At 33.3% G+C, this 26,709-nt stretch carries 19 protein-coding genes and 1 pseudogene; 14 read left to right on the top strand and 6 right to left on the bottom strand.

Features of this window, described 5'->3' with window-relative positions; all coding sequences use genetic code 11:
- Positions 1–451: 451 nt before the first annotated feature.
- Both AABL52_RS22405 and AABL52_RS22400 read right to left on the bottom strand, forming a co-directional pair.
- Positions 452–685: a Phr family secreted Rap phosphatase inhibitor gene (locus AABL52_RS22405; RefSeq protein ID WP_000733022.1), complete on the bottom strand. Its 234-nt coding sequence runs from the start codon at positions 683–685 to the stop codon at positions 452–454.
- Complete coding sequence (locus AABL52_RS22400; RefSeq protein WP_048566948.1) at positions 685–1,800, bottom strand: tetratricopeptide repeat protein; 1,116 nt, start codon at positions 1,798–1,800, stop codon at positions 685–687. Before AABL52_RS22400 ends, AABL52_RS22405 begins: the two co-directional genes overlap by 1 nt.
- A gap of 150 nt (positions 1,801–1,950) precedes the next feature.
- Between AABL52_RS22400 and AABL52_RS22395 the strand changes: the two genes are divergently transcribed.
- The 4 genes from AABL52_RS22395 (at position 1,951) to AABL52_RS22380 (ending at position 3,831) form a co-directional block, all read left to right on the top strand.
- The gene (locus AABL52_RS22395; protein ID WP_048566949.1) at positions 1,951–2,334 is read left to right on the top strand and encodes a DUF1433 domain-containing protein; all 384 of its coding nucleotides are present in this window, start codon (positions 1,951–1,953) and stop codon (positions 2,332–2,334) included.
- 379 nt (positions 2,335–2,713) lie between these two features.
- The gene (locus AABL52_RS22390) at positions 2,714–3,118 is read left to right on the top strand and encodes an alpha-ketoglutarate permease (protein ID WP_074651618.1); all 405 of its coding nucleotides are present in this window, start codon (positions 2,714–2,716) and stop codon (positions 3,116–3,118) included.
- A 288-nt stretch (positions 3,119–3,406) separates the two neighbouring features.
- Entirely contained in the window at positions 3,407–3,568 is a 162-nt protein-coding gene (locus AABL52_RS22385; RefSeq protein ID WP_016513667.1) for a hypothetical protein, read from the top strand.
- A gap of 104 nt (positions 3,569–3,672) precedes the next feature.
- On the top strand, positions 3,673–3,831 hold the full coding sequence (locus tag AABL52_RS22380; RefSeq protein WP_000548946.1) for a hypothetical protein: 159 nt from the start codon (positions 3,673–3,675) through the stop codon (positions 3,829–3,831).
- A gap of 170 nt (positions 3,832–4,001) precedes the next feature.
- On the opposite strand, the gene blaIII is transcribed toward AABL52_RS22380, so the two are convergent.
- Positions 4,002–4,949 carry a class A beta-lactamase BlaIII gene (gene blaIII / locus AABL52_RS22375; protein ID WP_341518455.1) on the bottom strand — a complete coding sequence of 316 codons (948 nt, stop codon included), beginning with the start codon at positions 4,947–4,949 and terminating at the stop codon, positions 4,002–4,004.
- A gap of 564 nt (positions 4,950–5,513) precedes the next feature.
- A complete protein-coding gene (locus AABL52_RS22370; RefSeq protein WP_341518454.1) occupies positions 5,514–6,836 on the bottom strand; it encodes an MFS transporter in 1,323 nt (440 codons plus the stop codon).
- Positions 6,837–7,060: 224 nt separating this feature from the next.
- On the opposite strand from AABL52_RS22370, the gene AABL52_RS22365 reads away from it, so the two are divergent.
- From AABL52_RS22365 to AABL52_RS22335, 7 genes are all read left to right on the top strand, one after another.
- Complete coding sequence (locus AABL52_RS22365) at positions 7,061–8,650, top strand: sensor histidine kinase (protein ID WP_341518453.1); 1,590 nt, start codon at positions 7,061–7,063, stop codon at positions 8,648–8,650.
- Between the two features lie 19 nt (positions 8,651–8,669).
- Complete coding sequence (locus tag AABL52_RS22360; protein WP_341518452.1) at positions 8,670–9,347, top strand: response regulator; 678 nt, start codon at positions 8,670–8,672, stop codon at positions 9,345–9,347.
- On the top strand, positions 9,344–10,318 hold the full coding sequence (locus AABL52_RS22355; protein ID WP_341518451.1) for a tripartite tricarboxylate transporter substrate binding protein: 975 nt from the start codon (positions 9,344–9,346) through the stop codon (positions 10,316–10,318). Before AABL52_RS22360 ends, AABL52_RS22355 begins: the two co-directional genes overlap by 4 nt.
- Positions 10,319–10,597: 279 nt before the next feature.
- Complete coding sequence (locus AABL52_RS22350) at positions 10,598–11,668, top strand: hypothetical protein (protein ID WP_341518450.1); 1,071 nt, start codon at positions 10,598–10,600, stop codon at positions 11,666–11,668.
- Positions 11,653–14,676, top strand: coding sequence for a hypothetical protein (locus tag AABL52_RS22345; RefSeq protein ID WP_341518449.1), 3,024 nt, complete (start codon positions 11,653–11,655; stop codon positions 14,674–14,676). The genes AABL52_RS22350 and AABL52_RS22345 overlap by 16 nt, the downstream gene beginning before the upstream one ends.
- A 6-nt stretch (positions 14,677–14,682) precedes the next feature.
- Complete coding sequence (locus AABL52_RS22340) at positions 14,683–17,070, top strand: pPIWI_RE module domain-containing protein (RefSeq protein ID WP_341518448.1); 2,388 nt, start codon at positions 14,683–14,685, stop codon at positions 17,068–17,070.
- A gap of 99 nt (positions 17,071–17,169) precedes the next feature.
- Positions 17,170–18,120 carry a helix-turn-helix transcriptional regulator gene (locus AABL52_RS22335; protein ID WP_341518447.1) on the top strand — a complete coding sequence of 317 codons (951 nt, stop codon included), beginning with the start codon at positions 17,170–17,172 and terminating at the stop codon, positions 18,118–18,120.
- A 393-nt stretch (positions 18,121–18,513) separates the two neighbouring features.
- Here the strand turns inward: AABL52_RS22335 and AABL52_RS22330 are convergent, their stop codons facing one another.
- Complete coding sequence (locus AABL52_RS22330; RefSeq protein ID WP_341518446.1) at positions 18,514–19,800, bottom strand: DNA cytosine methyltransferase; 1,287 nt, start codon at positions 19,798–19,800, stop codon at positions 18,514–18,516.
- Positions 19,801–20,318: 518 nt separating this feature from the next.
- Positions 20,319–22,043, bottom strand: a complete 1,725-nt coding sequence (locus tag AABL52_RS22325; RefSeq protein WP_341518445.1) for a hypothetical protein — start codon at positions 22,041–22,043, stop codon at positions 20,319–20,321.
- A 288-nt stretch (positions 22,044–22,331) separates the two neighbouring features.
- On the opposite strand from AABL52_RS22325, the gene AABL52_RS22320 reads away from it, so the two are divergent.
- The 3 genes and pseudogenes from AABL52_RS22320 to AABL52_RS22310 form a co-directional block, all read left to right on the top strand.
- The gene (locus tag AABL52_RS22320) at positions 22,332–23,687 is read left to right on the top strand and encodes an EVE domain-containing protein (RefSeq protein WP_341518444.1); all 1,356 of its coding nucleotides are present in this window, start codon (positions 22,332–22,334) and stop codon (positions 23,685–23,687) included.
- Between the two features lie 259 nt (positions 23,688–23,946).
- The gene (locus AABL52_RS22315) at positions 23,947–25,836 is read left to right on the top strand and encodes a DUF262 domain-containing protein (protein ID WP_341518443.1); all 1,890 of its coding nucleotides are present in this window, start codon (positions 23,947–23,949) and stop codon (positions 25,834–25,836) included.
- Between the two features lie 67 nt (positions 25,837–25,903).
- A pseudogene (locus tag AABL52_RS22310) lies at positions 25,904–26,128 on the top strand (hypothetical protein); the annotation flags it as partial.
- Between the last annotated feature and the right edge of the window lie 581 nt (positions 26,129–26,709).

Raw genomic sequence — 26,709 nt, 5'->3', positions numbered from 1 at the left:
AATAATTGTTTAATTGATAGTGCTGTATAGAATTTAGAAATTTAGATAAGTAAAGGAGATGTCCAAGGCATGGTACTAGGACATCTCCTTTTTGTTTTAATGAGATTTAATTTATTGTTATTTGTATTTTTTCATGTACTACTATTCGAGTACACATCATTTCAGGCGGTTTTCTTTTATCCCGCATTAACGGGCAGTAAGATCCCCACCTCAAAATTCAGCGAAAGCAAAGAAATTAGGTGGGGGTCGGGCTGCCCGTAAAAGCCCAATTGGTGAGGGCTGATAATCAGTGGGGATGAAGAAAACCCCCACTGATTAAAGTTTCACTTTATGCTTCTATATCTTTTTCCTCTTCTACACCAGCAAAAGCAAATTAGATAAAAATGTAGGGCTTAAGTAACTAAAATAAAGAAAAAGCCATACAAGTAGTATGACTTTCTTTGCGAAACAATTAAGCTTGTGGTGCAGGCGGTCTTCCATGATCGTAAGTAGGTGCACCGCCACCATTACCGTGACTATACGCTAAGTCAGGTCTTTGAGGTGACCAGCCTTCTCCATGTGTTGATTGTAATTTATTAACGTTCTCTATCTTTGCTGTTTGTTGTGTTTCAGGAATAGTACTTAATCCGAAAGACATAATACCTGTAGCAGCTAAACTCATTACCGTTAAACCAAGCTTTTTCATTACTTTAACGCCCCTTTAGCTAATAATTTTGTTCTTGCTTCAAGACCTAAACAGAAATAGTCACTAGATGTTTGGTACTCACACGCAGTATGTAATCTAGTTGCTAACAGTTCTGCATATTCTTCTACATAATCCCAAAGTGTTTCTCTTTTGAAATAGGAAATACTTGCAATAGTTACTCTTTTTAATTCTTCAATAGAAGCATTGTTATTTAGTGCTTTTAAAATGGTAAAGTGATGCGTGTATTCTTCATTCTCTAGGTTTAAACAAATTTTTAAACCTTTTTCAATTAGGTCAGAGGCAATATGTGTTTCACCTAACTTAGAATATTCTCTAGCTTGTAGGAAAATAGCTTTAAAATGATTAGGAATTTTCTCTGTTACTTCTGATAAGTGACGAATAGCTGATTCAGAAAGATTTTGACTTGAATATAACCAACCTAAATTGTGGCGGACTAATGAAACTAATGTTTCTTCGTTATTCTTGTTTAATAAGTTTAATGCAGAATTTAAATGTTCCTCGGCTTGTTCAAATTGTTTTAGAGATACACAACTCATTCCGATTGTATTTTCACAAGAAGCTACATTACTTTCATAACCTTGGTGTTTAGAGAAGATATCTTTTGAAGTAGTTGCATAACGAATAGCTAAAAGTGGTTCGTAGGTGTTATGGTAAAACAAAGCTAACTTAGATTGAAATTCAGCTTGTTCGATTTCATTGGAAACATATTTCAAAAGAGATTCAGCTTTTTCATAATGATTTTGTGCCTCATTATGGTCAGTGAGTATCATGAAATGTACAGCTTTATAAAAATGATAATAATAAGCTAAGAAACCATCAGTCGGAGTTTCAAAAGAATCAATTTTATCAAAACTACTTTTAGTGATACTGAATCTATCGGTAAGTGTTTTAAAACGAAAATCTAATAGAGAGTAGTATAATAATAGGTTTTGGTCTTGTAGTTCCGCGTTTTCTTCAGTTTTTAAAATTTTAATATATTCATCAAGTTCTTGTTTTAAGTTTGTTACTTTTGAAAGTTGTTGTTGTAGCATTAATTGATACCAGTCATTAAGTAACTTTGTAATCTTTTCATTCCCCTTCACTGGAACCTGCATATAATCCCTTACTTTTCTGAATAGTCTTACATTAAATGATAGCAAGAATAGAATATAATGGAAATTGAAATTTGATATTTCTCAACATTTGTTTAACAATTTTATTTTCAATATATATTTTAAATATATTTAAAAGCAAGGGGATTTTCTATGAAGAAAAAAATGGTAATTATCTTATCCATTATTTGTATTATAGCAGGAGGGTATTTTACTATGGAATACTTAAAACAAAAAGAAAAAGAAGAAAAGTTTTGGAAAGACCAAGAAACACGGATAGGAAATTATATTCATTACAATATTCAGGATGTAAAATGTATTACGTTTACAAAACATGATATAAGTCCGATGGGTGTTCCTAGATTAAAAGGATATATAAACAATAATGAAAAATTAGATTTTATAGCTTATATTAGTACTACAGAAAATTTTGAAGATGATTTTACACGTTCTAGAGAATTAGGAAAACTTATAAAAGATCCTGAAAAATCGGTATCTGAAATTGAAAAAGAAGAGAAGGAAAAGAAACAAGAGTAGTCTTTGCGATTACTCTTTTATTTTCCTATAATAAAAGAGTTGAAAATATGAAAGTAAACTAATAATAAAAAGTTTGCTTTCAAATTAGAAAGGGTTAGTCCCTCACTCTACTCCAGCTAAAAACCTCACACCCAAAAACAAAGGGGAACTCAATTGTTCAAACTCATATAAAGTTTCAATCTTGTCTGAGCATTCATTAGGATATACAATTGATCATCTATTTTTCTTTACATAATCTCCAGATACAGTCCATATCAACTATAGATTCTTGTCTTATGCTAAATGTAATCAAAAAGCAAGTAGATAAAGATAATGACTAAAACATTAACTCTAGATACTTTTTTGATGAATATTACAAATAAACAGGAGGTAATGAAAAATGATTAAAACATTATTAGCAGGAGCACTTTTAAGTACAGGATTGGTAGCGGGAGGTGCAGTAGGTGCAGATGATGCGAAAATGGACAATTTAAAGTCAAATGAAGATAGTTCAAATCAAGTAATTACACAAAGTGCAGATGGAACAACGTCTTTCTCACAAAACTTTGATTTACCTAAAGATGCAGTGCCAGCAACTCCTAAAGGAGACGCAAAAACTGTTGAAAGAACAGAAGGTACAGGTTCTCAAGAAGGAAAAATGGTACCAACAAAAGAAGGTACAGATTCTCAACCTGGATTTGAAATGGGAGCCCCTGAAAAACCAGAACATGCAAAAACTGTTGAAAGAACAGAGGGTACAGACTCTCAAGAAGGAAAAATGGTACCAACAAAAGAAGGAAATTAAATAATATATAGTTATAACGAAGAGCATCCAAAAAGTGGTGCTCTTTTTATATTATAGGGATTAACCAGTTTTACTGAATATAGAACTGTAGGAGGAATTGAGACTAGAACATGGGGGCCTATCTCTTCAAATCATGGTGTTTAGGGCAATAGTTTTGGTGGTAACGTTACAATACAAACATTTTATTAGAGATTTTCTAAATTTACATACACTCTAGATAGACTACATATCAACTTCAGATACTTGTTTTATGATACAAGTAATCAAACAAAAGGAGGGCGATACAAAATGATTAAAACAGTATTAACAGGGCACTCTTTTATGTACAGGAGATTATTAGCAGGTGGAGCAAATGTTGAAGATATACAGACAGATAAGCATATTCCATATGAACAAGATGAATTGCAGCAAACTCTAGAAAAGTACGATTCGAAGAAGTTTGAGTTATAAAAAGAAAATAGATAAATTAACAAGAGAAAAGTATTTTCATTTGGATATAGGACTTGAATCAAACTTTTATACTAGAATATATAGGGCAAAAAGGAGGGAGTACATTGCACAAAATTATTTATGGAATATTAATTTTAATATATACTTTGTATTCATTTTTTGTAAGTGACGGAAGTGAAGTAAGGTTTATTATGCTGTTAACTATAGTACTTATCTTTTCTGTGGTTTTAGAAAAAGGAAATGCAAACAAAACGACTGATTAAGGGTTGTTTTGTTTGCATTTTTTTAATTGGCTATTATAGTCCAGATGTTTTAGGGGGAGCACCAAATTTCGTTTTTGAGACACTATTAAATTTTTAGTTGATGAAAATACGGTACAACTCCTACTAGAGAAAACACCCGCCAAAATAGTAAACTTTTAACCTATTATCATTTATTCCGTAGCTTTTAAGTTATTTAACACGACTTTGGTTGCGTCTGCAATAAGTTTATCATCGTATTTAGCATCTTCTTTATCATGATTAGAAAGTATAGCAAGAACAATCGGCTTTTTATTTGGTGGCCAAATAATTGCGATATCATTTCTTGTTCCGTAAGATCCCGCGCCTGTTTTATCAGCTACTTCCCATCCTTTTGGTACGCCCGCGCGAATCAATTTATCTCCAGTTGTATTTCTCTTCATCCAATCTACTAATAGTTCACGTTTTTCTATTGGAAGTGCAGTTCCTAAAGTAAATGATTGAAGTGTCTTAGCTATCGCTTCTGGTGTACTGGTATCATGTGTTTCTCCTGGATGCACTTCATTTAATTCAGGTTCAAATCGTTCTGAAGTAGTAACAGTATCTCCCATTTCTCTCAAGATTTTTTCAAATTCAGAGGGCCCCCCTAATTGTTTAAGAATCAAATTATGTGCTGTGCTGTCACTATATCGAACAGAAGCATCTGCAAGTTCTTTTAACGTCATTCCTGTATCAACATGCTTTTCAGTAATTGGATTATAATTAGAAAGATCTTCACGAGTATACGTAATCCTTTGATCAAGAGCTTCTAATGAGTTCTTGCGTAAAAGAGCGCCCACAGCTAATGATTTAGATGTAGATGCAAATGCAAAACGATCATCTGAATGATAAGCAACAGTTTGATTTGTACCTGTGTCCAGTGCATAAATACCAAGCTTAGCATCATATTCTTTTTCAAGTTTAGCGAAAGATTGATTACCTGTATTTTCTTGTTTAATTTGATTAGCTTGATTCGTTTGTTTAGGTGGTTCAGATTGAGTGTTACTATTGGAACAGCCTATAAGTGATACACATGAAAGTAATACTACAGGCACAATCTTTTTGTAATGTAAAATGTTAAAGAACTTGTTTAAAAAGAACATAAATTTTCAACCTCTTTCAAGAATATATGGATTTTGTCTAGGTATTCTAAATACCAATGCAATTAAAGCTGTCATAGGGTAACAATACTACTGCAGCTAAAATTTCATAGATTAAAGGACATCCAAAACGTTTGTATGATTGATAAGTCACGGTTTGGGTTATTTCTTTTTTGCTTTCACTTGTAATGGTTCACCTGTGAAAGTATTAAACTTGTAATACTTAACCGTAGTATTACAATACATGTTTTTTACTTTTGGGAATAATAAGTCCTTTCATTTTTTTATAATACATAAAAATAGATGTCAAACGGGATATGTTGTATCCAATCTGGACAACTCATATTAGAAATACACTTATTAGACACTCTAAGTAATAAATTTGTTCCACTTTAAGAGGAAGGAGAATTTTGGGCTTGTAAAATAACAATGGAACTACGTGTTTTTTCGTCATACAAAAAACCTCTACATATAAGTAGAGGTTTTTAAATTATATATGAATGAATTATGCTTTTTTAGATAAAGCAAATCGAGTTCAGGTAAACGAAGAACATAGAATACATAATTTTAACTAGATTTATTATTAACTAAACTATCCCCACCACCAAGCTCCGCCTCAATTTGCGAAGTCTTCGATGATTCATCCATACGCCAATACGTAATAAAGCTTATCGCAATACATCCGGCTACGTAGAAGTAGAATAGTGATTCCATTCCGATACTCTTTAGCCATAGTGCGATGAACTCAGCTGTTCCGCCAAATATCGCAACTGTTAGTGCATATGGTAAACCTACGCCAAGTGCTCGAATTTCAGTTGGGAAGAGTTCTGCTTTTACAATTGCGTTAATCGATGTGTAACCAGTAACAATAATGAGACCGACCATCATGAGTAAAAATGCTACGATTGGTTCTGTCGTTTTTTCCATGAAGAAGAAGATTGGTGCTGTTAGTAATGTTCCGAGAATACCGAATGCCATTAATAGTGGGCGGCGTCCAATTTTATCGGATAATAGCCCTGCAATTGGTTGAAGTACAACGAATATAAGTAGTGCGGCAAAGTTAATCCAGCTTACAACTTCTTTCGGAAGACCGACTGTGTTTACCATGAACTTTTGTAAGTATGTTGTGTACGTATAGAATGCGACAGTGCCTCCTAGTGTTAGGCCGACTACTGTTAATACTGCTTTCGGGTGTTTCATAAGAGCGCGAACGGTTCCTGCGCTTTCGCGGTTTTTCGATTCCATATTTGAGAACTGCTCTGATTCATCCATTGTACGTCGAAGCCATAATACAGCTACTGCTCCCATCGCACCAATAATGAACGGAATGCGCCATCCCCAAGCTTTCATATCTGGTTCGCTTAGTAATTGCTGAAGAACAATTTGAACGCCTAATGCAACCATCTGTCCAGCAACGAGCGTTACATATTGGAAGCTTGAATAAAAGCCACGGCGTCCACTACTAGCCATTTCAGATAAATACGTTGCGGAAGTTCCATACTCTCCGCCGAGTGATAACCCTTGTAGTAAACGGGCAAGAACTAAAATAATTGGTGCCATAATACCGATGCTTTCGTAACTAGGTGTACAGGCGATAATGAAAGAACCACCGGCCATAACTGTAATCGAAAGCGTTAATGCTGCCCGGCGTCCGTGCCGATCCGCATAGCGTCCCATTAATAAACTTCCGATAGGGCGCATTAAAAATCCAACTGCGAAAATAGCTGCTGTGTTCAGTAACTGACTCGTTGGATCTCCTTTAGGAAAGAACTCTGCTGAGAAGTAAACAGCGAAAGCAGAGTAAACGTACCAGTCATACCATTCAATTAAATTGCCGACAGAACCTTTGAAAATATTGCCCGCGACTCGTTTTGAGTTTGCTTGAGCCATAATCATTCCTCCTCTTGCTTAGAAATAAAAGTTAAATATGAAAGCGTGTTCATTGTAGTTGAATTGTACTGTCTATGCGATAAAATCTCAATATTATGACAATTTTATTCTTTTTGTACTTTATGTACATGGATATTTTTAATAGTTGCTTCATTTTCAGTTTTGTCATAATAATAGAAAAAGGAGATTGATAGTTTTGAATATTTTATCAAAGGATATGAAGCATGAAGAAATCACGCAAAGTGTCATTACAAACGAAAATAGTAAGTTTAATTATTACGTTAATTTTATTTGTCGTTCTCCTGTTAGCGGGAATATTTGTTTACATTCAGTCCGTTGATACGAAGCGCCAAGTGGAGCAGCTAGCACTGCAAACGGCTAAATCTCTTTCTTTTATGCCAGCTATAAAAGAAGCTTTTCAAAATAACGAGCATAAAAGTACGATCCAATCCATTGCGGAACAAGTTCGTGAGCAAGCTGGTGCAGATTATGTCATTATAGAAGATCGCTTTGGGGTGATGTATTCCCATTCTAATTCGGAGTTAATTGGCACAAAGAGTAACAATCCATATAACTATGAAGCACTCACTTTTGGTGGCTATTATACGCTTGAAGGAAATGGGGAAAGTGGTCCTGCTTTAATGGCGAAGGCACCCATTATTGTTCATAACGGAGACTACGATCAAGTCGTAGGTGTTGTGACAGTGGAGTTTCTAATAAAAGGCATTGAATCTAACATATTGAGTAGAACGAAAGAAATTATACTCTTTTCCTTAGCTGTATTACTAGCTGGAATTGTTGGTGGCATTCTTTTAGCGCGTAGCATTCGTAAAGACACACTCGGTTTAGAGCCGAATGAAATCGCAGCGCTATACCGGGAACGAAGCGCGATACTACTATCTATAAAAGAAGGAATTATCGCTATTGATCAAAATGGATTTATCACGATGATGAACATATCTGCAGAAGAGATGCTACATGTAAATGATGAGTATATGCAGCAGCACATTTCAAAAGTTTTACCTGATTTTAATATGGAAAGAGTGCTAGAAAACGATCAAGAAATCGCTTTTCAAGACAAGGTGTTTATTTTAAACATGACAACGATACTCGAAAATAATAGTATGGTAGGCGTTGTATGTAGTTTTAGAGATAAAACGGAACTGCAAAATTTAGTGAATACAATATCTGAAGTAAGAAAGTATTCAGAGGACTTACGCGCTCAAACACATGAGTTCACAAATAAACTTTTCGTCTTATCAGGATTACTCCAGTTAGGACATTACAAAGAAGCAATTGAATTTATTCAGCAAGAATCTAACATTCATCAAAGCCAAAACCATATTTTATTCCATCAAATTCACGATGCGAAAGTACAAGCTATTTTATTAGGAAAACTCGGAACAGCGTCTGAAAAGAAAATCGATTTTCATATTGAAGGAGATAGTGCGCTTCAACCGTTACCAGACCATATAAAAGTTTCGCACCTTATTACGATACTTGGAAACATAATCGACAATGCATTTGATGCGGTGAGTGGGCAAGAGGAGAAGAATGTTTCCTTCTTTGTTACGGATATTGGACACGATATTGTGTTTGAAGTGATAGATAATGGAGCGGGAGTACCGACAGAAAAAATCGCAACTATTTTTCAAAAAGGATTTTCAACGAAAGGAAATGATCGTGGTTACGGGCTAGCAAATGTGAAAGAAATGGTAGATCTACTAGGGGGAACAATTGAGATTCAAAACGAGAAAAATGGGAGAGCTATTTTTACAATTTACCTTCCGAAAACATTGAGAGAAAGTACATGACAAACAGGGGGATGGGCATATGTTGAAGGTTGCAATTGCAGAAGATGATTTCCGCGTAGCACAAATTCAAGAAGAGTTTTTATCAAAAATAAAGGACGTAAAAGTAATGGGAAAAGCATTGAACGCGAAAGAAACGATGGAACTACTACAAAGGGAAGAAATCGATTTACTTCTATTAGATAACTATTTACCAGACGGAATCGGAACCGACTTATTGCCACAAATTCATGCTAACTTTCCAAACGTTGACGTCATTATGGTAACAGCAGCGAATGAAAACCATATGTTAGAAAAAGCGATTCGAAACGGCGTAAGTAACTACCTTATAAAACCGGTCACGTTAGAAAAATTTGTTCGCACAATTGAAGACTATAAAAGAAAGAAGCAACTATTACATAGTAGCAATGAAGTGAATCAAACACTAATCGATAATTTTTTCGGCATTTCGCAAACACAAGACATAAAAAACTTACCGACAGGTGTGGATCCGTTAACACTGCAAAAAGTGAAAGGCATTATAAAAGGATTTGAAGAGGGCATTACAATAGAAGAAATGGGAGAGCAAATGGGTGCCTCCAGAACAACCGCAAGAAGATATTTAGAATATTTAGTAGCGACAAACGAATGCACAGTAGAATACACATACGGCATTATCGGACGACCAGAACGAAAGTACCGAATAGGACGAGGACTATGAAAAAGCGATTATTACTATGTATATGGATCATGACAGGAGTAATAGTTGGTTGTTCCTCGGAAAAATCCCAAACAAATACAGTAAACATAGACAAAGTAGAAATCGTTGCGCCGAACGTTCAAGGAGCCGGATGGGACTTAACAGCACGGGCGATGCAAAAAACGCTCACAGAAGAAAAAATCTTCACAAAACCAATCACTGTCACAAACAAAGTAGGTGGCAGCGGTGACGTCGGATGGAAATATACGAAACAAAAAGGCGGTCACGTACTGGCGATTAACTCAAGCTTACTCATAACGAACAACCTACTAGGCCACAGTAAACTAACATATAAAGACTTCACGCCGCTCGCAACTCTCGCATCGGACTGGGAAGTCGTTGTCGTATCAAAAGACTCAAACATAGAAAACGCAAACGAACTAATGAAACAACTAAAACAAAACAAGAAAAACTTTAAAATCGGTGTTGCCCCAGGCTTAGGAAACGACGATCACCTATCCTTCGTACAAGTAAGCAAAGCCTTCGGCATAAACCCTGCCGAACTACAATTCTTCGTCTACGAAAACAAAGAAAAAATCGTAAACGCCCTAACGAACAAACAAATAGACGCCGCAACCATGACCCTATCCGAAGCCGAAAAACAATACAAAGCCGGCAAAATAAAAATACTAGCCGTATCCGCACCAAAACGACTAGACCGACTACCAGAAATCCCAACATGGAAAGAACAAGGAATCAACGTCATCTTCCAGCACTGGAAAGGAATTATGGGCCCGAAAGATATGACGGAGGAAGAGGTTGCTTATTGGGATGGTTTGATTAAGAAGATGGTTGAGAGTGATAGTTGGAAGGGGATTTTGAGGGAGCGGGGTTGGGAGAGTTTTTATAAGGGGAGTGGGGAGAGTCGGATATTCCTTGAGCAGAGTAGTCAGGAGTATGGGGAGTTAGTAGGGAATAATAGGAATCAGTAAATCATACGGTATGACGTATGGTTTTTCTTTTACACATATAAATAGTTTGATGAAACCGTAGTAATTCTTTATGTGGGTGGTTGGAAGAAATTATAGACTTTAGTAATAAGCTAGGAAGAGAGTGACAATTAGTCACTCTCTTTTTTTGTAAATTAAATAGAAAAATATTTTAATTATCGCAAATACCGCCACAATTAATGTTACGATTTATTTGTCACATAGTAAATTTATCCAATTTCAATTTTTTGTGAAAATGTATTGAAAGGAAGGGAGATAGTATTGCAAATAAGAGAAATAAAAGAAATGATTTATTTTATTGCAAAGGGACTGGAGCAATGGGAGGGGAATGGATGGACGGAAATTCCTGATACATTGCATAAAGGACATTTACTGTTTATGAAAAATACGTTGCAGTCTAATATGCCTCCGAATAATATTTTTGATTTAATCAAGTTACTTCACGAACCTGTTGAAAAATGGGGAATGGACGGAATAGAAAAGTTACTTCCGGGTGATTCCACTTTTTTAGTTGAAGGGTTTGGTCTGTCTATTGATATAGAGGATTTTCTTGAAGAATATAGATTTCCAGCAGAATTTGATCAATCTGTAATGAAGGAGATATTAAATTATTGTAGGGACAATAGTTTGGATGAGGAATATAGAAAAATTCGTTCTATTATAGCGAGTCCAGATAATGCAGTTTTAACATATGTGCGACTGCGTAAAATATTATTTTCGATTAAAGATAACGTGTTACATCAACTGTTTGAAAGTTGTTATGAACAGGTTCCGCATAACATAGATAATTATAAAAAATGCCCTCATTGTGGATGGACCGTATCATTTATAAAAGGAAATTGGAGATGTAATAAGGAACAAATATGTGGCCATTTTCAATCATTTGAGCGTTTAGAATCGTATAAATTTTCGGAGGATGAATTGGTGTATAGAATTCGGCCTGGTATACAACGGTATGTACTATTAACTGGAATAATAGAAGAGAAAATATGTAAACGCCTAAAAGGGTATGATGCAGTATTATATCCGAACATTGACGAGTTTGATATAAGGATTAATGTAAATGATACGTTAATAGATTTAGATGTAAAAGATTACAGATCGCCAAGAATGCTTGCGAATGCTTTTAATAATAAGAATTCAGGTTATTTGGAGAAGTATCATAAAAATGCTTATGTTATTATTCCAAATTATCGATTGAAAATGAATCCTAACTATAAAGAATTAGTAAGTTCTTCTTTAAGCAAAGAATCCAGTGTTTATATACAAATTATGACGGAGCGTGAACTGTTTAAGTGTTTAAAGGAGGAAACCTTGTGCAGCACAAATTAATATATGATCTTCAAAAACAGTTTGAAGAATTCAATGTAAAAAAAGAAGAAGCGCTTCAAATTATCAAAACGGAACTCCTTATATACGGTGGGAAAACAGCAGATCATCAAGCGCCTATTGAGGAAGCATGGGCATTATTAGTTGGTTATAATGAACCAGTATTAGAAAAGTATACAGATAAGTCTATTGTTATGAATCTAAGGTTGTTACTAGCTGAGTTTTCTAATGAAAGAATATGGAGGGACAATCTTGCATCTTATTTTCAAATAGAAAAGAAATACCGTCTATTTCATGAGGTGGATGGAACAGTCATACAAGTTACTCCTCAATTATTAACGTATAGAACGAAGATATATGCTAAATTGCTGTTCAATGTAATAGAGTTAGAAGCGAAGGATTATGATTTTGCTAAAGAGGGGGAATTTTCATATTCTCGGACGGCGGAGACCATGTTACACAAATACTCAGGTTTGATTCCAGAAATTAAAATAAAGTATCCGATGTTGCCGAAGTATCGTGAGAAAATTAGGTGCTCCTCAGATTTGAATACTGATTGGGTAAATATAGCTACTGAGATGGAGCTGATATCAAAAAAATCCTATGTAGACCGTGCTAAAAGGATTAAGTTTCAAAGTCTCCATGTATATCAGCAAAATACGTTTGATTATCATGAAACACAGCATATTGCAGGTGGGTTAGCAGCTGGAAAATCAACTTGGATGATGCTAGAAACTTACCGTCAAGTAAAAGAAAAGAGAGCTAAAGTTGGTTTTATTGAAAATAGCGTTTTTCAAGTCCTAGATCGTGTACAGGAATTACGTGATCTTGGTATTAAAGCGGTTCCTATTATTGGTAAAGGGAATCGGGCAAATCATGAAAAACGTTTTTTAGAAAGTTATGTAGATCCCTCTAAAGATGTGTCGCAGTTCCTGACACAGACGTTTCATTCGTTAGTTTCTATATCGGATTCATGCACATTAAAAGCATTAGCTAATGATTTTGAACGTAATAATTATTATCCGTGTAAGTCTGTAAATCAAGGTGATAAAACAGTTTTATGTCCTTTAGCTAATACATGTGGTGTATATAAGGAGTGGACGGAGCTAGTTGATGCTGATGTATGGGTAGCAACAACTGCAAGTTTAATAACTTCTAGTATTCCAGCGGTTATAGACCCTCTTGAAAGAACAATTTATGAAGCAATGTATGATTTATTAGATATTATTTTTGTGGATGAAGCAGATGCAGTTCAAAAGCAGTTCGATGAGCAATTTACGGTTGAAATCGATGCTTTTGGTAATAACAATTCTTTTTTTGAAAAGTCACTTTATGCAATGAGTAATAATATTACAGGAAGATATACTGAGTTTGCTAATGATAAGCTTATTCAGCGTTGGCAAATCAATTCTCGGGAGTTAGAGAAAGCTGTTTGGTCATTATATGCAAAATTGAGTCACACACCGAAAATACGGAATTCTTTGAAAAATAAACTGTTATTTCCTAATAAGCTAGCGTATGAATTATCTAAAAAAGTTACAAAAGATGAAGAGGAACAAAGAAAAATTGAAAAACAGTTAAGGAAATTTGCTGTAGATCCAAGGAAAACCGTTCAAATAAAGCGTAAGTTGGATCAGTTACTTGCGAGGGAATCGAATAAAAATCAAATTTTACAAGAAGTAGCTAAGCTCTTAAAAATAGATAATCAAATTACACGTGATGCGGTAGACTTGCTAGAATTTTATCTATACTTTTCATACTTAGACTACAATATTAAGTTTCTACTTTCATATTATCCTGCTGTGCAAAGTAGATTAGGAATTGGATATGATGTATCACCTCTTTTGACAAAAGCAAAACAGTATAAGCCCTTTTTACTTGATGCTATGACTGGAAAGTTGTTTGGATATAGATATGAACAAACTGAAGATGATAAGTTTGGTAATTTTAAAATCCTTGAGTATTCAGGGATTGGAAGAAAATTCTTATATGACTGGTCTAATATGTATGAAATAGCCTTTAAGAAAAGAGGTCCAGCGGTTGTTTTACTTTCAGGTACAAGCTTAGCGCCAGGGTCCGATCATTATGATATAGCAATGAAACCTAAATGGTTAATTCAATCGGAATTGCCTCCTTCTAAAATTAAACAGTCATACGTACCAGCTTTTGATGAAAAAGATGGAGAACTTCTATGTATTTCAGGAAAACGTGAACAGAAGAGGGCTGAAAATTTAAGTAAACTTACAGTATCTTTAGAAGATAGGTTGTTAGTTGAGTTGAAAACATTACAAGTAGAAAACAGGCGGATTTTACTTGTAGTTAATTCATATGAGGATGCTAAAACTGTTGCGAATACATTAGAAATGATTCCGAGATTATCAAAACAATATCGTGTATTAACACGGGAAAATGACAAATTAAAAAATGCCTTTCCTAGGAGTCAAATTGAAATGTTTAGGAAAGAAGAACAGAAAATACTAATTGTGCCGTTAATGTCTGTCGGACGTGGTTTTAATATTTTAGATGGAGGTACAGATGCTTTATTTGGCTCGGTATTCTTTCTTGTAAGGCCTTATCCGGTACCAAATGACTTTAATTATATGATTCAAGTTTTACATGCAGCATATCCAGTCTTTATGAATCAAATTGAAAGTAGAGGTCTGCATTACGGTAAGGCTATAAAGCAGTTACGCAAACTTAGTATGGGGCGTTTCGAGTCAATGTATAAACGAGCAGATTTTTGGGCGGTGTTAACTTCGAAAGAAAGAGAAGTTTTATCTTGGTTTATCTTTATCCCAGTTTGGCAAATGATTGGTAGGTTACTACGTGGTGGAAGGAATGCACGTGTATATTACTGTGATGGGAGCTTCCATAATAAAAATTCTAATGTACCATCGTTACTAGAATTTTGGAGGATGAAGATGCAAAAATATAAAGATGATGAGACTTTTATGGCTTTATATGGGCCTTTTGTTACGAGTATAGAGAATATGTGGAAAGTAGAGGATTGATTTATAATGAAGCAACTTCAATTATTAGCGTTTAAGGATGTAGTGTCTGTATTAGAAAAAGAAAATGTCTTTTATACATATTGGCCGGAGGATTGGATTAACTTACTCAGAACGCCTGCTGAACCATGGAAATTAAAAAAGAAATTAGAAGGATTGACGGAGAGATTGTTCGTTATTTTTTCTGACATTTTATTTATTCAGAACGATGCTCAAGCATTAATGGGAAATAGACCTTGGATTGTAACAAAACGTCCTTTACATCAAGAGCAATTTGAATACGTATGTAAGGTGTGGCTTAAGGTTCTTGATGAGAATAATGAAATATCTATGTTAGTAGATAATGAAATGAAATGGCATAATGGTAGTGTTAAGGACGTATTTGAAGGAGATAATAATGCACATTTCAAATGGGTTCCAGCTATAGTTACGGATAAAATATGTGAGGAACCACTTCGTTTATCTGTTTCACCAGAAATAGCAAGTGATGTTACGTTCTATAGAATTCAATCAGGAAGAGTTTTTGAAGCGATATCAGAGCCTATTAGAAAAAATAATAAACAAGATTATTTTTCTTACGTATATCGATTTGAGGCTATTACACGCGGAGTGGAAAATAAGCCTTTATTAAAAGTATCATTTGGAATTAGACGTTACTATCAAAAAGGAACGAAATTAGTAAATTTAATTCGTAATAGGCAAAATGTCACGGTATATGTCTCTATTCCAAATCCGTTCATGAATGAGGAAAAAAGAACCTTCGCAAAGTTGAAAATAGAACAAGGGAAATGTGGAGTAATATGGGAGAAGAATTCGTTTAAATTACTAGATGATTTAATCTTAGGAGATTTGCCAGAATTAAACGAGGTGATGAAGGATCCAAAGTCATATATTGAGGGAGTAGATAAGCAAATATTGTGTGTGTACAACGAAAGTACATTTTCAATTGTGGGAACAAAAGTACAACGAGGAATCGGATTACCTGAAAAAGAGGAATTATTAAATGTATTTATGAATAGATTTCCGAATTTTGAAATTATAAATCCGGGTAAAGAAGTAAAAACTTCATTTAACGATCACATTTTCCCGCTATATGCTCCTAGCGGGATATCAGAGCTAAAATTAGAGATATGTTCTCACCATATGGCAGATAAAGTGAAAGAGGTTTTGGTGAAAAAAGGATTGGCAGTACAAACAGAGGATGATAATTGCTTTGTATTAAAGACAGAGCCTGAAGTGGTCTTGAAAATAGTAGAGAAATCTCCGGAAGGAATTGTACAGGATTTAGACTATGATCAGTATAAAGAAAAAGCAGCTGCTAGACATATACAAACGTTAGTACGTAATATCGAGAGGTGTGAACAGAAAACTTTATCGTTAATAGAAATAGAAGCATATGAAAATAAAAAAATTGACCCGAAGCATGCAATACGTGAAGGTTTAGCGCGTACAGGAAGAATTACGCAGTTTATTCATCCGCTAGAGTATGATGCAGGGGATGAAAGAATATTTAATTCACTATTAGATCTATTGGCTGATAAAGGGTTTCGAAGACGTAATTGGAATAAATTTCATTATAATGGAGTGATTTTAAGTCTATCATTAATGAGGGTAAAAAGAGGAAGAGGAACAGACTTTTTACCTGTTCTTACAAAAATTCAGGAAGAAAAGCTTGAATATAAGTTGTATGGTGATAATGAGTGGAGATCACTAGACAGTACTATTTTAAATGTTTATAATCATAAAAAATTCATGAAATACCAAGAAAACGAAAAATTAAAACCATTCATTGTAAATGAGTTATTACATATTTTAAATAGAACAGATGAGAGGGTTTGTTTCATTGCTGAAGCTAATTTACGATCTGGATGGATTTCAGAATTAGCAAATCCGAAAATGAAGCTGGAGGAAATACCACAACTTGATGATATGCTTGCGACATTCCCGAACCTTCGTGTAATCCGAATCAATCAAACAAGTGATGTACCACAGTACTTTATTCATGAAAAAGACAGCTATATTAATAAAAAATCGGGCTTATATCGAGATGAAATAGGTATATATTATAGTGTAGGCTTACGCCCTTCAACAGGGAAAAATCTTGCCAATGGTACTAAAAAAATTGATGCACCTACAAAAATGATATTCCAACAACGAGCTGTTGAGATTATTGTTTCAGGAGCGGAAGAGAGTGAAAGAGACGAACTAGCATGCATGATAGATTATTTGCGACGTATGGTAGTTACATTTGAAAAGCATACTCAATTACCGCTTCCTATGCATATGGTAAGGTCCATTAAAAAATACATTGCGCAGGATGATGTATATATACAACAAGATGATTGGGAAGATGATATAATTTTGGAAGAAGATGGACAGCTTGCCGTTGTATTTTAATATTGTATACATAATGCGAGGGTGTTTATCAATATGAATAATTCAAAGAAAGTTGGCATGAATTTTATGCCAACTTTTTTATAGAGAAGGAAGAGATTGATGAGTAAGTTAAGTAAGGCCCTCCGTATGATTGAATTGCTCCATGCAAGAGGGAAAATGAAGAGCAGTGAGCTAGCAGAAGAATTAAAAATAGAAGCAAGAACGGTTCGGGATTATAAAAAAGATATTGAAGATGCTGATATTAATATTAAAAGTGAAAGGGGAAGATATGGTGGGTACTATATTTCGAATACATCCTTATTTCCGATTAAAAACTTGTCTTCCAAGGAATTAAAAGCTTTAATATTTTCTGTTGAACAATTGGTTGCTAAGGGGAATCCCATTTATTCGGATGATGCGCAAGTAGCTCTCGATAAACTAAAAGCACTTAGCAAAATTGAAGCAGATAAGGCACGTTACATTTATTTTGTTCAGCGATCTAGACCGAATTATGAGTCTTCAGAAGAAAGCAGGAAATATTTAAAACTGCAAGAGGCCTTTAGTAGAGGGAATAAAGTGAGAATTAAATATGAAAATAACAATGGTAGAAAATCAGAACGTACTATTGAGCCGTATGGAATTGTACATTATAACGAGTTTTTTTATTGTGTAGCTTTCTGTAATAATAGGCGGGAAATTCTTAAGTTTAAGTTAGTGCGAATGAAAGATATTCAAGTATTGTTTGATAGATATACCATCCCTGAAAATTTTGATCTGGAAGGGGAATGTCCAAAGTTAGGTATAGTAAATGAAACGTTAGAAGTAGAGTTAATTATTTATCCACCATTTTCTAAATCTGTACCAGAATCGATTTGGGGAGAAGAGCAGAAAATAGAACAAAATTCAGATGGTAGTATCAATTTCAAAGCAATAATGAGTGGGAAAAGTTCGGTTAAGAAATGGATTCTTGGTATGGGGAGTTCTGTGAAAGTTATGAAGCCTGAAGGAATGAGGGATGAGATTGTTGAGGAGGGGCGGAGGATGTTGGGGTTGTATGATTTGATAAAGTGATTATAGGTTTTAAAGCTGAAATATCTATAAAGTTAGTGGAAGGTATATTGGCATGTCAACACTAAAATGGATAAAAATTATAAGTTCTGTTGCTTGAAAGTCACCGGTGTTAAATAGGCTATCCAGTCGGTAATAACGAGAGGAATAGATCCATTGTTGTTTTATGTTATTTATTCATGGTAAGAAGTATTTCAGAGTGAGTGTATGGAATATTATGTAAATGAAAAGAGTTAAAATTTTTTGATGAATAAATACATGCCCAGCTATTTCATATTAATATATTTCCTGGAAGGTTTAAAAGAGACTTAAATTTATTTCATCGTAACTTGATAAAACGTCCTAACATTATGGGTAGTCAGGACGTTTTACAAGTAGATAAAATATATAGTGCACTTATATATTCAGTGTTTCGAATAGTTCCATTTGCTGTGAGTTTAATCTATTATTGTTTATTTTTTCCATATTGTTCAAGCTCCATTCAGCAATAGGACGTGCAATTGCTCTCGCGAGTTCAACAGGTACAGCATTTCCGATTTGCTTATATATCTTGTCTAATTTTCCATTTTCACTAATGGATGTATTGTGCCCATCAGAAAATACAAACCAGTCAGGGAATGTTTGTATGCGTGCGATTTCTTTCACCGAAAGTCTTCTATGTGATCCTTCATCACCTGGTAATTCCCATTTGTCAGTTCCGATCTTTTGCATAGGTTCGCCACTAGGGTGTAAAGGAGCCTGTCTTCCAGAAGCTTGTATAGTAAAACTTTGTTCGTTCCACTGTTTTTTTCGATTTCGAGATAGATATATGGATGAAAAGCTTCCTTCATAGTACGATCCAGGATTGGATTCTAAATCACCGATAGAGTCTTTTAACGTTATATAGGGTTTTTTATCTTTTCCAATACCATGTGTTGGCTCAGGGAATTTATATTCGAAATCAAGCCCTTTTCTTACGCCGACAATGAATACTCGTTCTCTAAGTTGTGGGACACCATAATCTCGTGAATTAACAAGCTGAAACTTAACATTGTAGCCAGCGGATTCGAAGTCTTGAATAATTTGTTTAATGACTTCACCTTTTCCTAGGGTTAACATGCCTTTAACATTCTCAGCGATAAAGAAAGCTGGTTTTGTTTGTAGCAGACATCGAATGAAATGGATATATAAAAAATTTCTTTCGTCATCAATTAGTCTTGGACCAGCTTCACTGAATCCTGGGCACGGAAAGCCGCCTAATACGATATCGCATTTTGGGAAAGTCTTAATTTTGCGAATATCTTTCTGGTTCTGAATAACTGTTTGTGGGAAATTTAATCTATATGTCTGATTTGCTTCCTTAAACATATCAACAGAATAGATGGTATGAAATACACTTTGGTGTCTGTCTCCATCAAAAGATTCACGAGAAGATAATATGTTATTTGTTCTTGTATTACCTATCGCCGCATCTAATCCGGATAATTCAGCACCGAGATCTAGACCACCACAGCCTGAAAATAAACTTACAAGATTAAGCTTATTAGGGTCGAAATGTATATTTGCTTCCGTATCTTCTTCTGGCAAGCCTTGTGTATTTTCTTGCTCTTCTTGGATTTTCTCTATTAGTAAATTTTTTACTTGTTCAATGTCATAATCTTTTAACGGACGGTATTTTGCCCTACCTCGTTCTTCGATTTTCATACAAGCACCTCCGATAATTACTTGTTTATTTTAACACTTTAAGCTGGAAAAGGCCAGTATGCAGATTATTATGTAATATTTCCGTAAGGCAGGGTACAATATTCTATCAATGTTGTGAAATTTAGGAATGAATTTTACATCATTGATAGAGAATATTTAATAATAATTTGTATTTCAAAATTTTTTAATGAATGATTGAAAGAGGATATTACATGAAAGTTTTCTTTGTTGTGTAATTATAGCTAAAGTTATCAAAGCGTCAATTTAAAAATAAAGACATAAAAGGTATGTGTTCTTTTATGTGGAAAATATAGGATTGTAGATGTATGAAAGTAAGAGGTGAATTTTTAGAGTACGTAAAAAATATATCAAACTGAATTTGTATATGCCCTTTTATGAAAAACTACAAAGGTATATTCTATAGCAAAAATATTGTGATTAAATTTTTGCTATAGAATGCCTTTGGTATGTAAGTGTAATTTTAAGTCTTACTTATTGAGCGTTACAACGATGTTTGTTTATTTAATATTTAATCGATATTCGGAAGTTAATTTAACAGAAGACCAACCGTAGCTTTGTTTTTCACTGAATTTTATACGTAAGTTAATTGTTTCTTGTCCATCATTCCATAACAAGGTATTTTGAATGGTAGTAGGCGAATTGACTTTAACGTGTACCTCACTATCAATTTCTGAATGTTCTTTGCAAAAACTAACCCCTGTTTTATAAATTGTAATAGCCATCATTGCTTTTCCTAATAAATTTCCAGCACCTATTCGAAGTTGTTCTTGGGTGGCTTTTTCTAATTGCCTTCCTAGTTCATAAGAGAGCTTTTCTTGACTCTCTCTATGATTTAAACCTCCAATATTAAATGTGGATTTCACCTCATTTACAATAGATTTCATACTTCCCGCATTAAAATATGTAGGTCCTAGAATTGTCCCAATGCCAGGGTTTTTTGTGGTAATCTTGCTGTTTTTTTGAGCTAAAGCTTTTAGAGAAATATTTTCAACAATGATAGCATTGTTCACTTTTAGAATTAGTTGAAGATCACCGGTATCAAGCCTATCACCGATATAGGCATCTGGAATTAATTCGATGCTTTCGATAGTATATTTTTTATATTTTTGACATAATTTCTTTGTTATAGCTGGTACGATTGTAGAAGTGGCCTCAAATAGTTCTTTTAGTGTTTCTGGTTCTAAAGCAGAATAATATGTATCAATTAAGTTAATACATGTATTTGGATCGACTTGGACAATATTAGGAAACTCCTTTAAAAAATAATAGTATGAAAAGGCTTCGTGACATTTTCCTATCGCATTACTGTTATTTTTTATCTTGATATACTCATGTTTAGTTATTAGTTTTTTTATTTTGTTAATAGTTTTCTTATTGATACTTTTTATATCTTGTTCTTCTGGAAATTCATGATAACTAGTCGCAAGTTTTATAGATGATGTAGGGCTGCTTTCGAATTTAAAACGTAAAGTTAGTGCTACTTCACCAAATTTAATCCCCACTGAATCCTTGCCTATTTTATATAACTCAATATCATTAAAAGTAGGTTGTGGTGGACAGAATTTTTCAACTTGAATGTCATCTTCTTCTTTTCCATATCGAGTAATAATATTGACAGAATCAACCATAAAGAAGAATTTAAATGCATGAGAAAAACCTATGTTTGCTTGACTGTGAAACTTTTGAAGTAGAGAGAAACATGTTTCGCGTAAATTAAAGAGAAATCGTCCTCTGTATTCATTAATGTCTTTTGTGAATTTTGGAAAATAGTATTGAACAAGTTTTTTCAATTCTTTCTTATCTGTTATGTAGTGTGTTCCCTCATTGTGTTCAACTAATTCTTTTAGAAACTCTAAGTAGTATTTTTCGAATTTGTTATTAAAAATATCCTGTATGTCTTCGGATAAGAAGTATTTTGCTAAGAAGCTTTTTGCTCCAGGATTTTTAGGTTGAATTTTCCCACCCTTTTTTATGTAGAATAAATTTATATAGGTAATCGATCCATCTTTTAAATACAGCGTAAGATCATTAGTACGATCTGGATGTGGATCATCGAACTTTGAAGTAACTGAATCAATGTTTGGATATAAACCTTGGATAAAAGTAACTGTTTCCTTTGATGTCTGTGGATAATTATTGATAGATAAGGAGTTTAATGATTGTAATAATGCTTGTTGTACTGATTTTACGTGGTTGTCTCCGATAGTTTTTGGGTTTTTCATTGTACACATCCTTTTGGTTATGTTAGTGCTCTAGGAGTCCTCTTAAGTGAATAGGAACAAATAATGTAATTATATATTTTTAAAATGATAAATCGAAAATATATATGGGCTACAGATACCTTTAAAGTTATAATATATAATGTTATTAATATACATATTTTACAAATAAAATTACGATGAGTCTAGAATTTAAAGGAAATAGGATCGTTTCTTTTATTTTTTAGAATAGTTTAAATAAATGAAGAAGAATTCTTTGGTTAGGGTTTATTATAGGAGGAGAGATAGTATATGAATACCTGGATATTTCAAGGTAATCCGAAACGTTTTAATGTAGACGATTATGTAGTAGGAAATGAAATAATTTGGTGGTCTATTAGGCAAAAGAGTTTAGTTAAGCATATTCAAATAAACGATGAGGTATTTATTTGGCGTTCAGATGGAGGAAGTAAGGGAACTGGTGGTATTATTGGGCGAGCAGTAGTAATTACATTGCCGAAAATTTATAAAAATGATGGAGAACCCGCCGCTTATTTGTATGAAGAGCTGGGTGATAAATTAAAACAAGCTGTTAAGCTTAAAGTACTAGAAGTGGATGTGAAAAAAGGTATAAATAGAATGGAGTTAATAAACCATACTAGGTTAAACGATTTAAAGGTATTGCGATTAAAACAAAATACTAATTATCTTGTGGATGAAAAACATAAGAGTTATTTAAAGCAAATGTGGTATAACAGATTCCCTGTTAATGGTGGGAATGTATCAACAAGATTTTCTCTTGTTAAATCATTGGAGCAAGTTAGAGAAAATATGAAGCAATTTGAAAAGGATCTCATTGAGGTGGAAGGACTAGAGAAAGAATTAAAGTCATTTCAACAGTGGTATTATTTACATAACGATGGACTTTTAGCACCAAGTAAATTTATTGGCTATCAAGAGATGAAAGGGCATATGTATGTTGATAAGTCTGCTATAGATGGACTTGATGGAAGAGTCACCGAAAAAGAGTTAAGAAAGTTAGGCTTTGTTACAACGAATAATGAATTATTGAAAAAGTTTGTACAACGAAAATTAAATGGTAAGACGAGAAAAGATTTTTCGGTAAATATTTTGGAGTCAGAAAGGCAACAGATTGAAGTAAGCTTTTCTCAATCATTTATAGATAACGAGGGAAATAATGAAAATGCCCATGTTTTACCTCCATTGGATTCAAGTAGCCGAGTTAGAGAGTATAATCATTATTCAAATGAAATGAAAGACAGTGAAAACTTAAGGGAATTATATGAGAAGGTGAAATCTGATATTGAATCTCAAGAGGTAGAAGAGGGAGCGAGGTTTGAAGGAACAAAGGTTTCATATCACATGAATAAATATGAACGTAACAGTGAAAATAGAGTGAAAGCCATTGAGATACATGGCTTGAATTGCTGTGCTTGTGGTTTCAACTTTGAGGAAGTATATGGAGAACGAGGAGAAGGCTTTATAGAAATTCATCATATTCAACCATTGAGCACGCTTGAAGAAGCAGTTCTAATTGATCCGGAAAGAGATTTAGTTCCTTTATGTGCAAACTGTCATCGAATGGTACATAGAAAAAAAGATGAGGTATTAACCATTGAAGAACTTAAATCCTTATTAAACAAATAGAGTTTAAGTGTTTGATAGTATTATAATGATACTTATATCAATAAAATGATGTTTAAAAGAATATGTGAGATGCTTAGCAGTCAACTATTTTTTTCTTTGATAAGGAAATATAAAAAGGGAAAGCCTAAAGTTAATATAGTTGGGGTTAGGTCTAAAGGAGACTTCCTTGAATCTAGAGATAGAATATAATTAAGATTAGTAGTTACATACATTAATGAGCTTTTTTAGGGGGATCCCTAGCGATTTGGAGGACATAATTATGATTAAAAATGGCATTAGTTCAGAACTATTAAATATTAAATCTTTTTTATCAGATGACTCGTATAAGTTTTTGATTCCTGATTTTCAAAGGAATTTTGTATGGGGAAAAGAAGAAGTACAACAACTATTAGAAGATCTGTCAGAAGATACTAATGGTTTTATGCTGAGTGAAGATGACCTAGAAGGATATTTATTGGGAAATATAGTTTTAATAAAACCAGGAGACACGGACCGTTATCTTGTAGTTGATGGACAACAACGCCTTACAACAACAACATTAATTTGTAAAGCATTAGAAGAGATCATTGGGAATAAAATAGCTACCCAAATGGCTACAACACGAAATATGAAAGAAATTTCAAAATGGCAGATGAAATTAAATGATATCGTCCAATCTTATGCGATTTTAGATAACGAGGATGAAATTAAGGATTGTAAATTAATACATGACCCGACACTGAACTTCGGTAAAGTCTATAAAAATATACTTTATAATAAAGCATACGAAGTAGGATTAGAGTCAGACTCCAAAATTGAGGAAGTCTATACTACCGCTAAAGACTATCTAGAAGAGTTAAGTGATGAACAGTTTAAAAACTTTATTTCTTATTTTAAAAGTCGTATCTATTTTATTGTAACGGTATCAACTAGCTATAATAAAGCATTTCAATTATTCGAAGTTCTCAATGATAGAGGAAGAAGCTTAGAGCCATTGGATTTAGTGAAAAATTTATTTCTTAAAATTATATCTAAAGGTACAAATAAACCAGGAGACGTAGAGGAGTTTAATAATGACTGGAATGAATTTATTTCTAACCTTCAATTAAGCCCTAAAAAGAAAATATCTTCCTCAACTTTTTTGAAACATTATATTATTGGGAAGTATGCAGAGAATATAAAAAAAGATCGTGTATACGATTATTTTGAAAATAAAAATCTTAATAGTAATGAAATATTTAATTTAGTAAAGGATCTTAAATATGTTTCTAAAATATATTCTGAAATAGAAGAAGGAAAGTATGAAGCTTTTTTAGACGATTATAATATGTTTATTATATTTAAACTTTTTAACATCAAGCAATTACATTCATTGTTAATTCCTTTTTATCAAGCGGATCAAAAAACGAAGGAACAAGTATTAGACCTTGGTGTAAGACTTGGAGCTTCTGTTTTATTTACATTTACACAAATGAATTTTATTGAAAGTATTCTTCCGGCAATTTTACAAAAATATTATTCAGGATTTGAACAAGGAAAGGGAATCGACATCGCTTATAAAGAACTTGATGTCGAAGCGAAAAAAATCATTTTAAGTAAGTCGACAGATATTAAACAAATATTACCATTGAAACAACTTGAGAATGCAAATGGAGCTTTATCTAACAAGGCGTCTGTAATTTTAAAGTTTATTGAATTATATTTTCATAATAATAGTACGGTAGTTATGACTCCAAAAAAACAAAGAATTACAGTTGAGCATATTTTATCAAGAGAGGTGAATTTTGATAAGGATATTTCTGATGCAGGTTTTCTTTCAGTAGAGGATTTTAAAAATCATAAAAACCTTATTGGCAATTTAACGCTATTGTTTAATAATGAAAACGCGAGTGCGGGAAATAAAAAATTTGAGGATAAGATTAAATTATATTCAGATCAAGATTTTATAGTTACTCAAAGTATTGCTAAGGATTTACTTTCCACAACAAAGGGTGGGAAAAATACAAAGTTTGTTACTTTAGTAAATGAAAAGGAAACGAAGTATGCTCCGAATAAAGAGGGGCATTTTGATAAAGATGCGATTAAAGATCGCTCCTCTAAAATTGCTGATTTAATTTATGATTTAGTCAATCAAAATATTAAGGTGCACGAATTGCAATCGAGTCTCTAATAATAGAAAATTTTATGAGCTGCATCTCTAACTATTGGGGATGCAGTTTTTACAAGAGTGTATTTTCCGTATAAAGGAAAATACACTAAACAATGAAGACATTCAACAAGAAGAAAAAGACAATACAAAAGATAATTTTAAATTTGCTTTCGAAAAGTCTTTCATAAATTTTGTTATTGACCGTATGGACAGCGATGGAAGATTCTTTATGAAGATTTTAGAGAATGAAGAATTCAAGAACTTTATTATGGAAGATATGATGAATAAAGTCTATTCGGAAGTGAATGGATAATATCATTTGAAGATAGAGGAACCTCTTATTGTACCTGTAGTATGGGCGAAGAGGTTCTTTTAGTTTGGGGCATATTTTACAGCATATCAGTTGTTGAATATTATTGAGAGCATTCAAATAATGTATTCTTTTGAAAAAAAGGTTTATATAAAGCGATTGGAGTATTTAAATGTATACGATGCAATTCTATATCTTGTGAAAATATGTCCTCAATTAGACTACCATTATATTTGTTCGAAATTAAGAATAGATAAGGTAGAGATGCATTATGGGAAAGAATAGAACAGTTAAAACGAAATATAGTTGAAGAAGCAATAAATAGTGGGAAAATGGATATACTTTTTAGAGTTTTGGTTGCTTTAGTGAGAGACAAATTAAGTAGAATTACGGAAGAGGATATAGCAAAGATTATAAGTTTTATTAGCAGTCATGTTAATAATTATAATGCTTTAAAACTAGTATAGTCATATGCATGTTTAAAAATAGAAAACATATTAATACTTAGTTGCTTGAATAAGGTACATGTGTTTGATTTAGTGAAAAATCCCCTTTTATAAATGTGATTATAAAAATAATGAGAT

It is taken from the genome of Bacillus paramobilis (assembly GCF_038096195.1).
GTDB classification, from domain to species: domain Bacteria; phylum Bacillota; class Bacilli; order Bacillales; family Bacillaceae_G; genus Bacillus_A; species Bacillus_A mobilis.
Note: the sequence above shows the minus strand (reverse complement) of the source record. Positions and strands in the feature narration are given on the sequence as shown.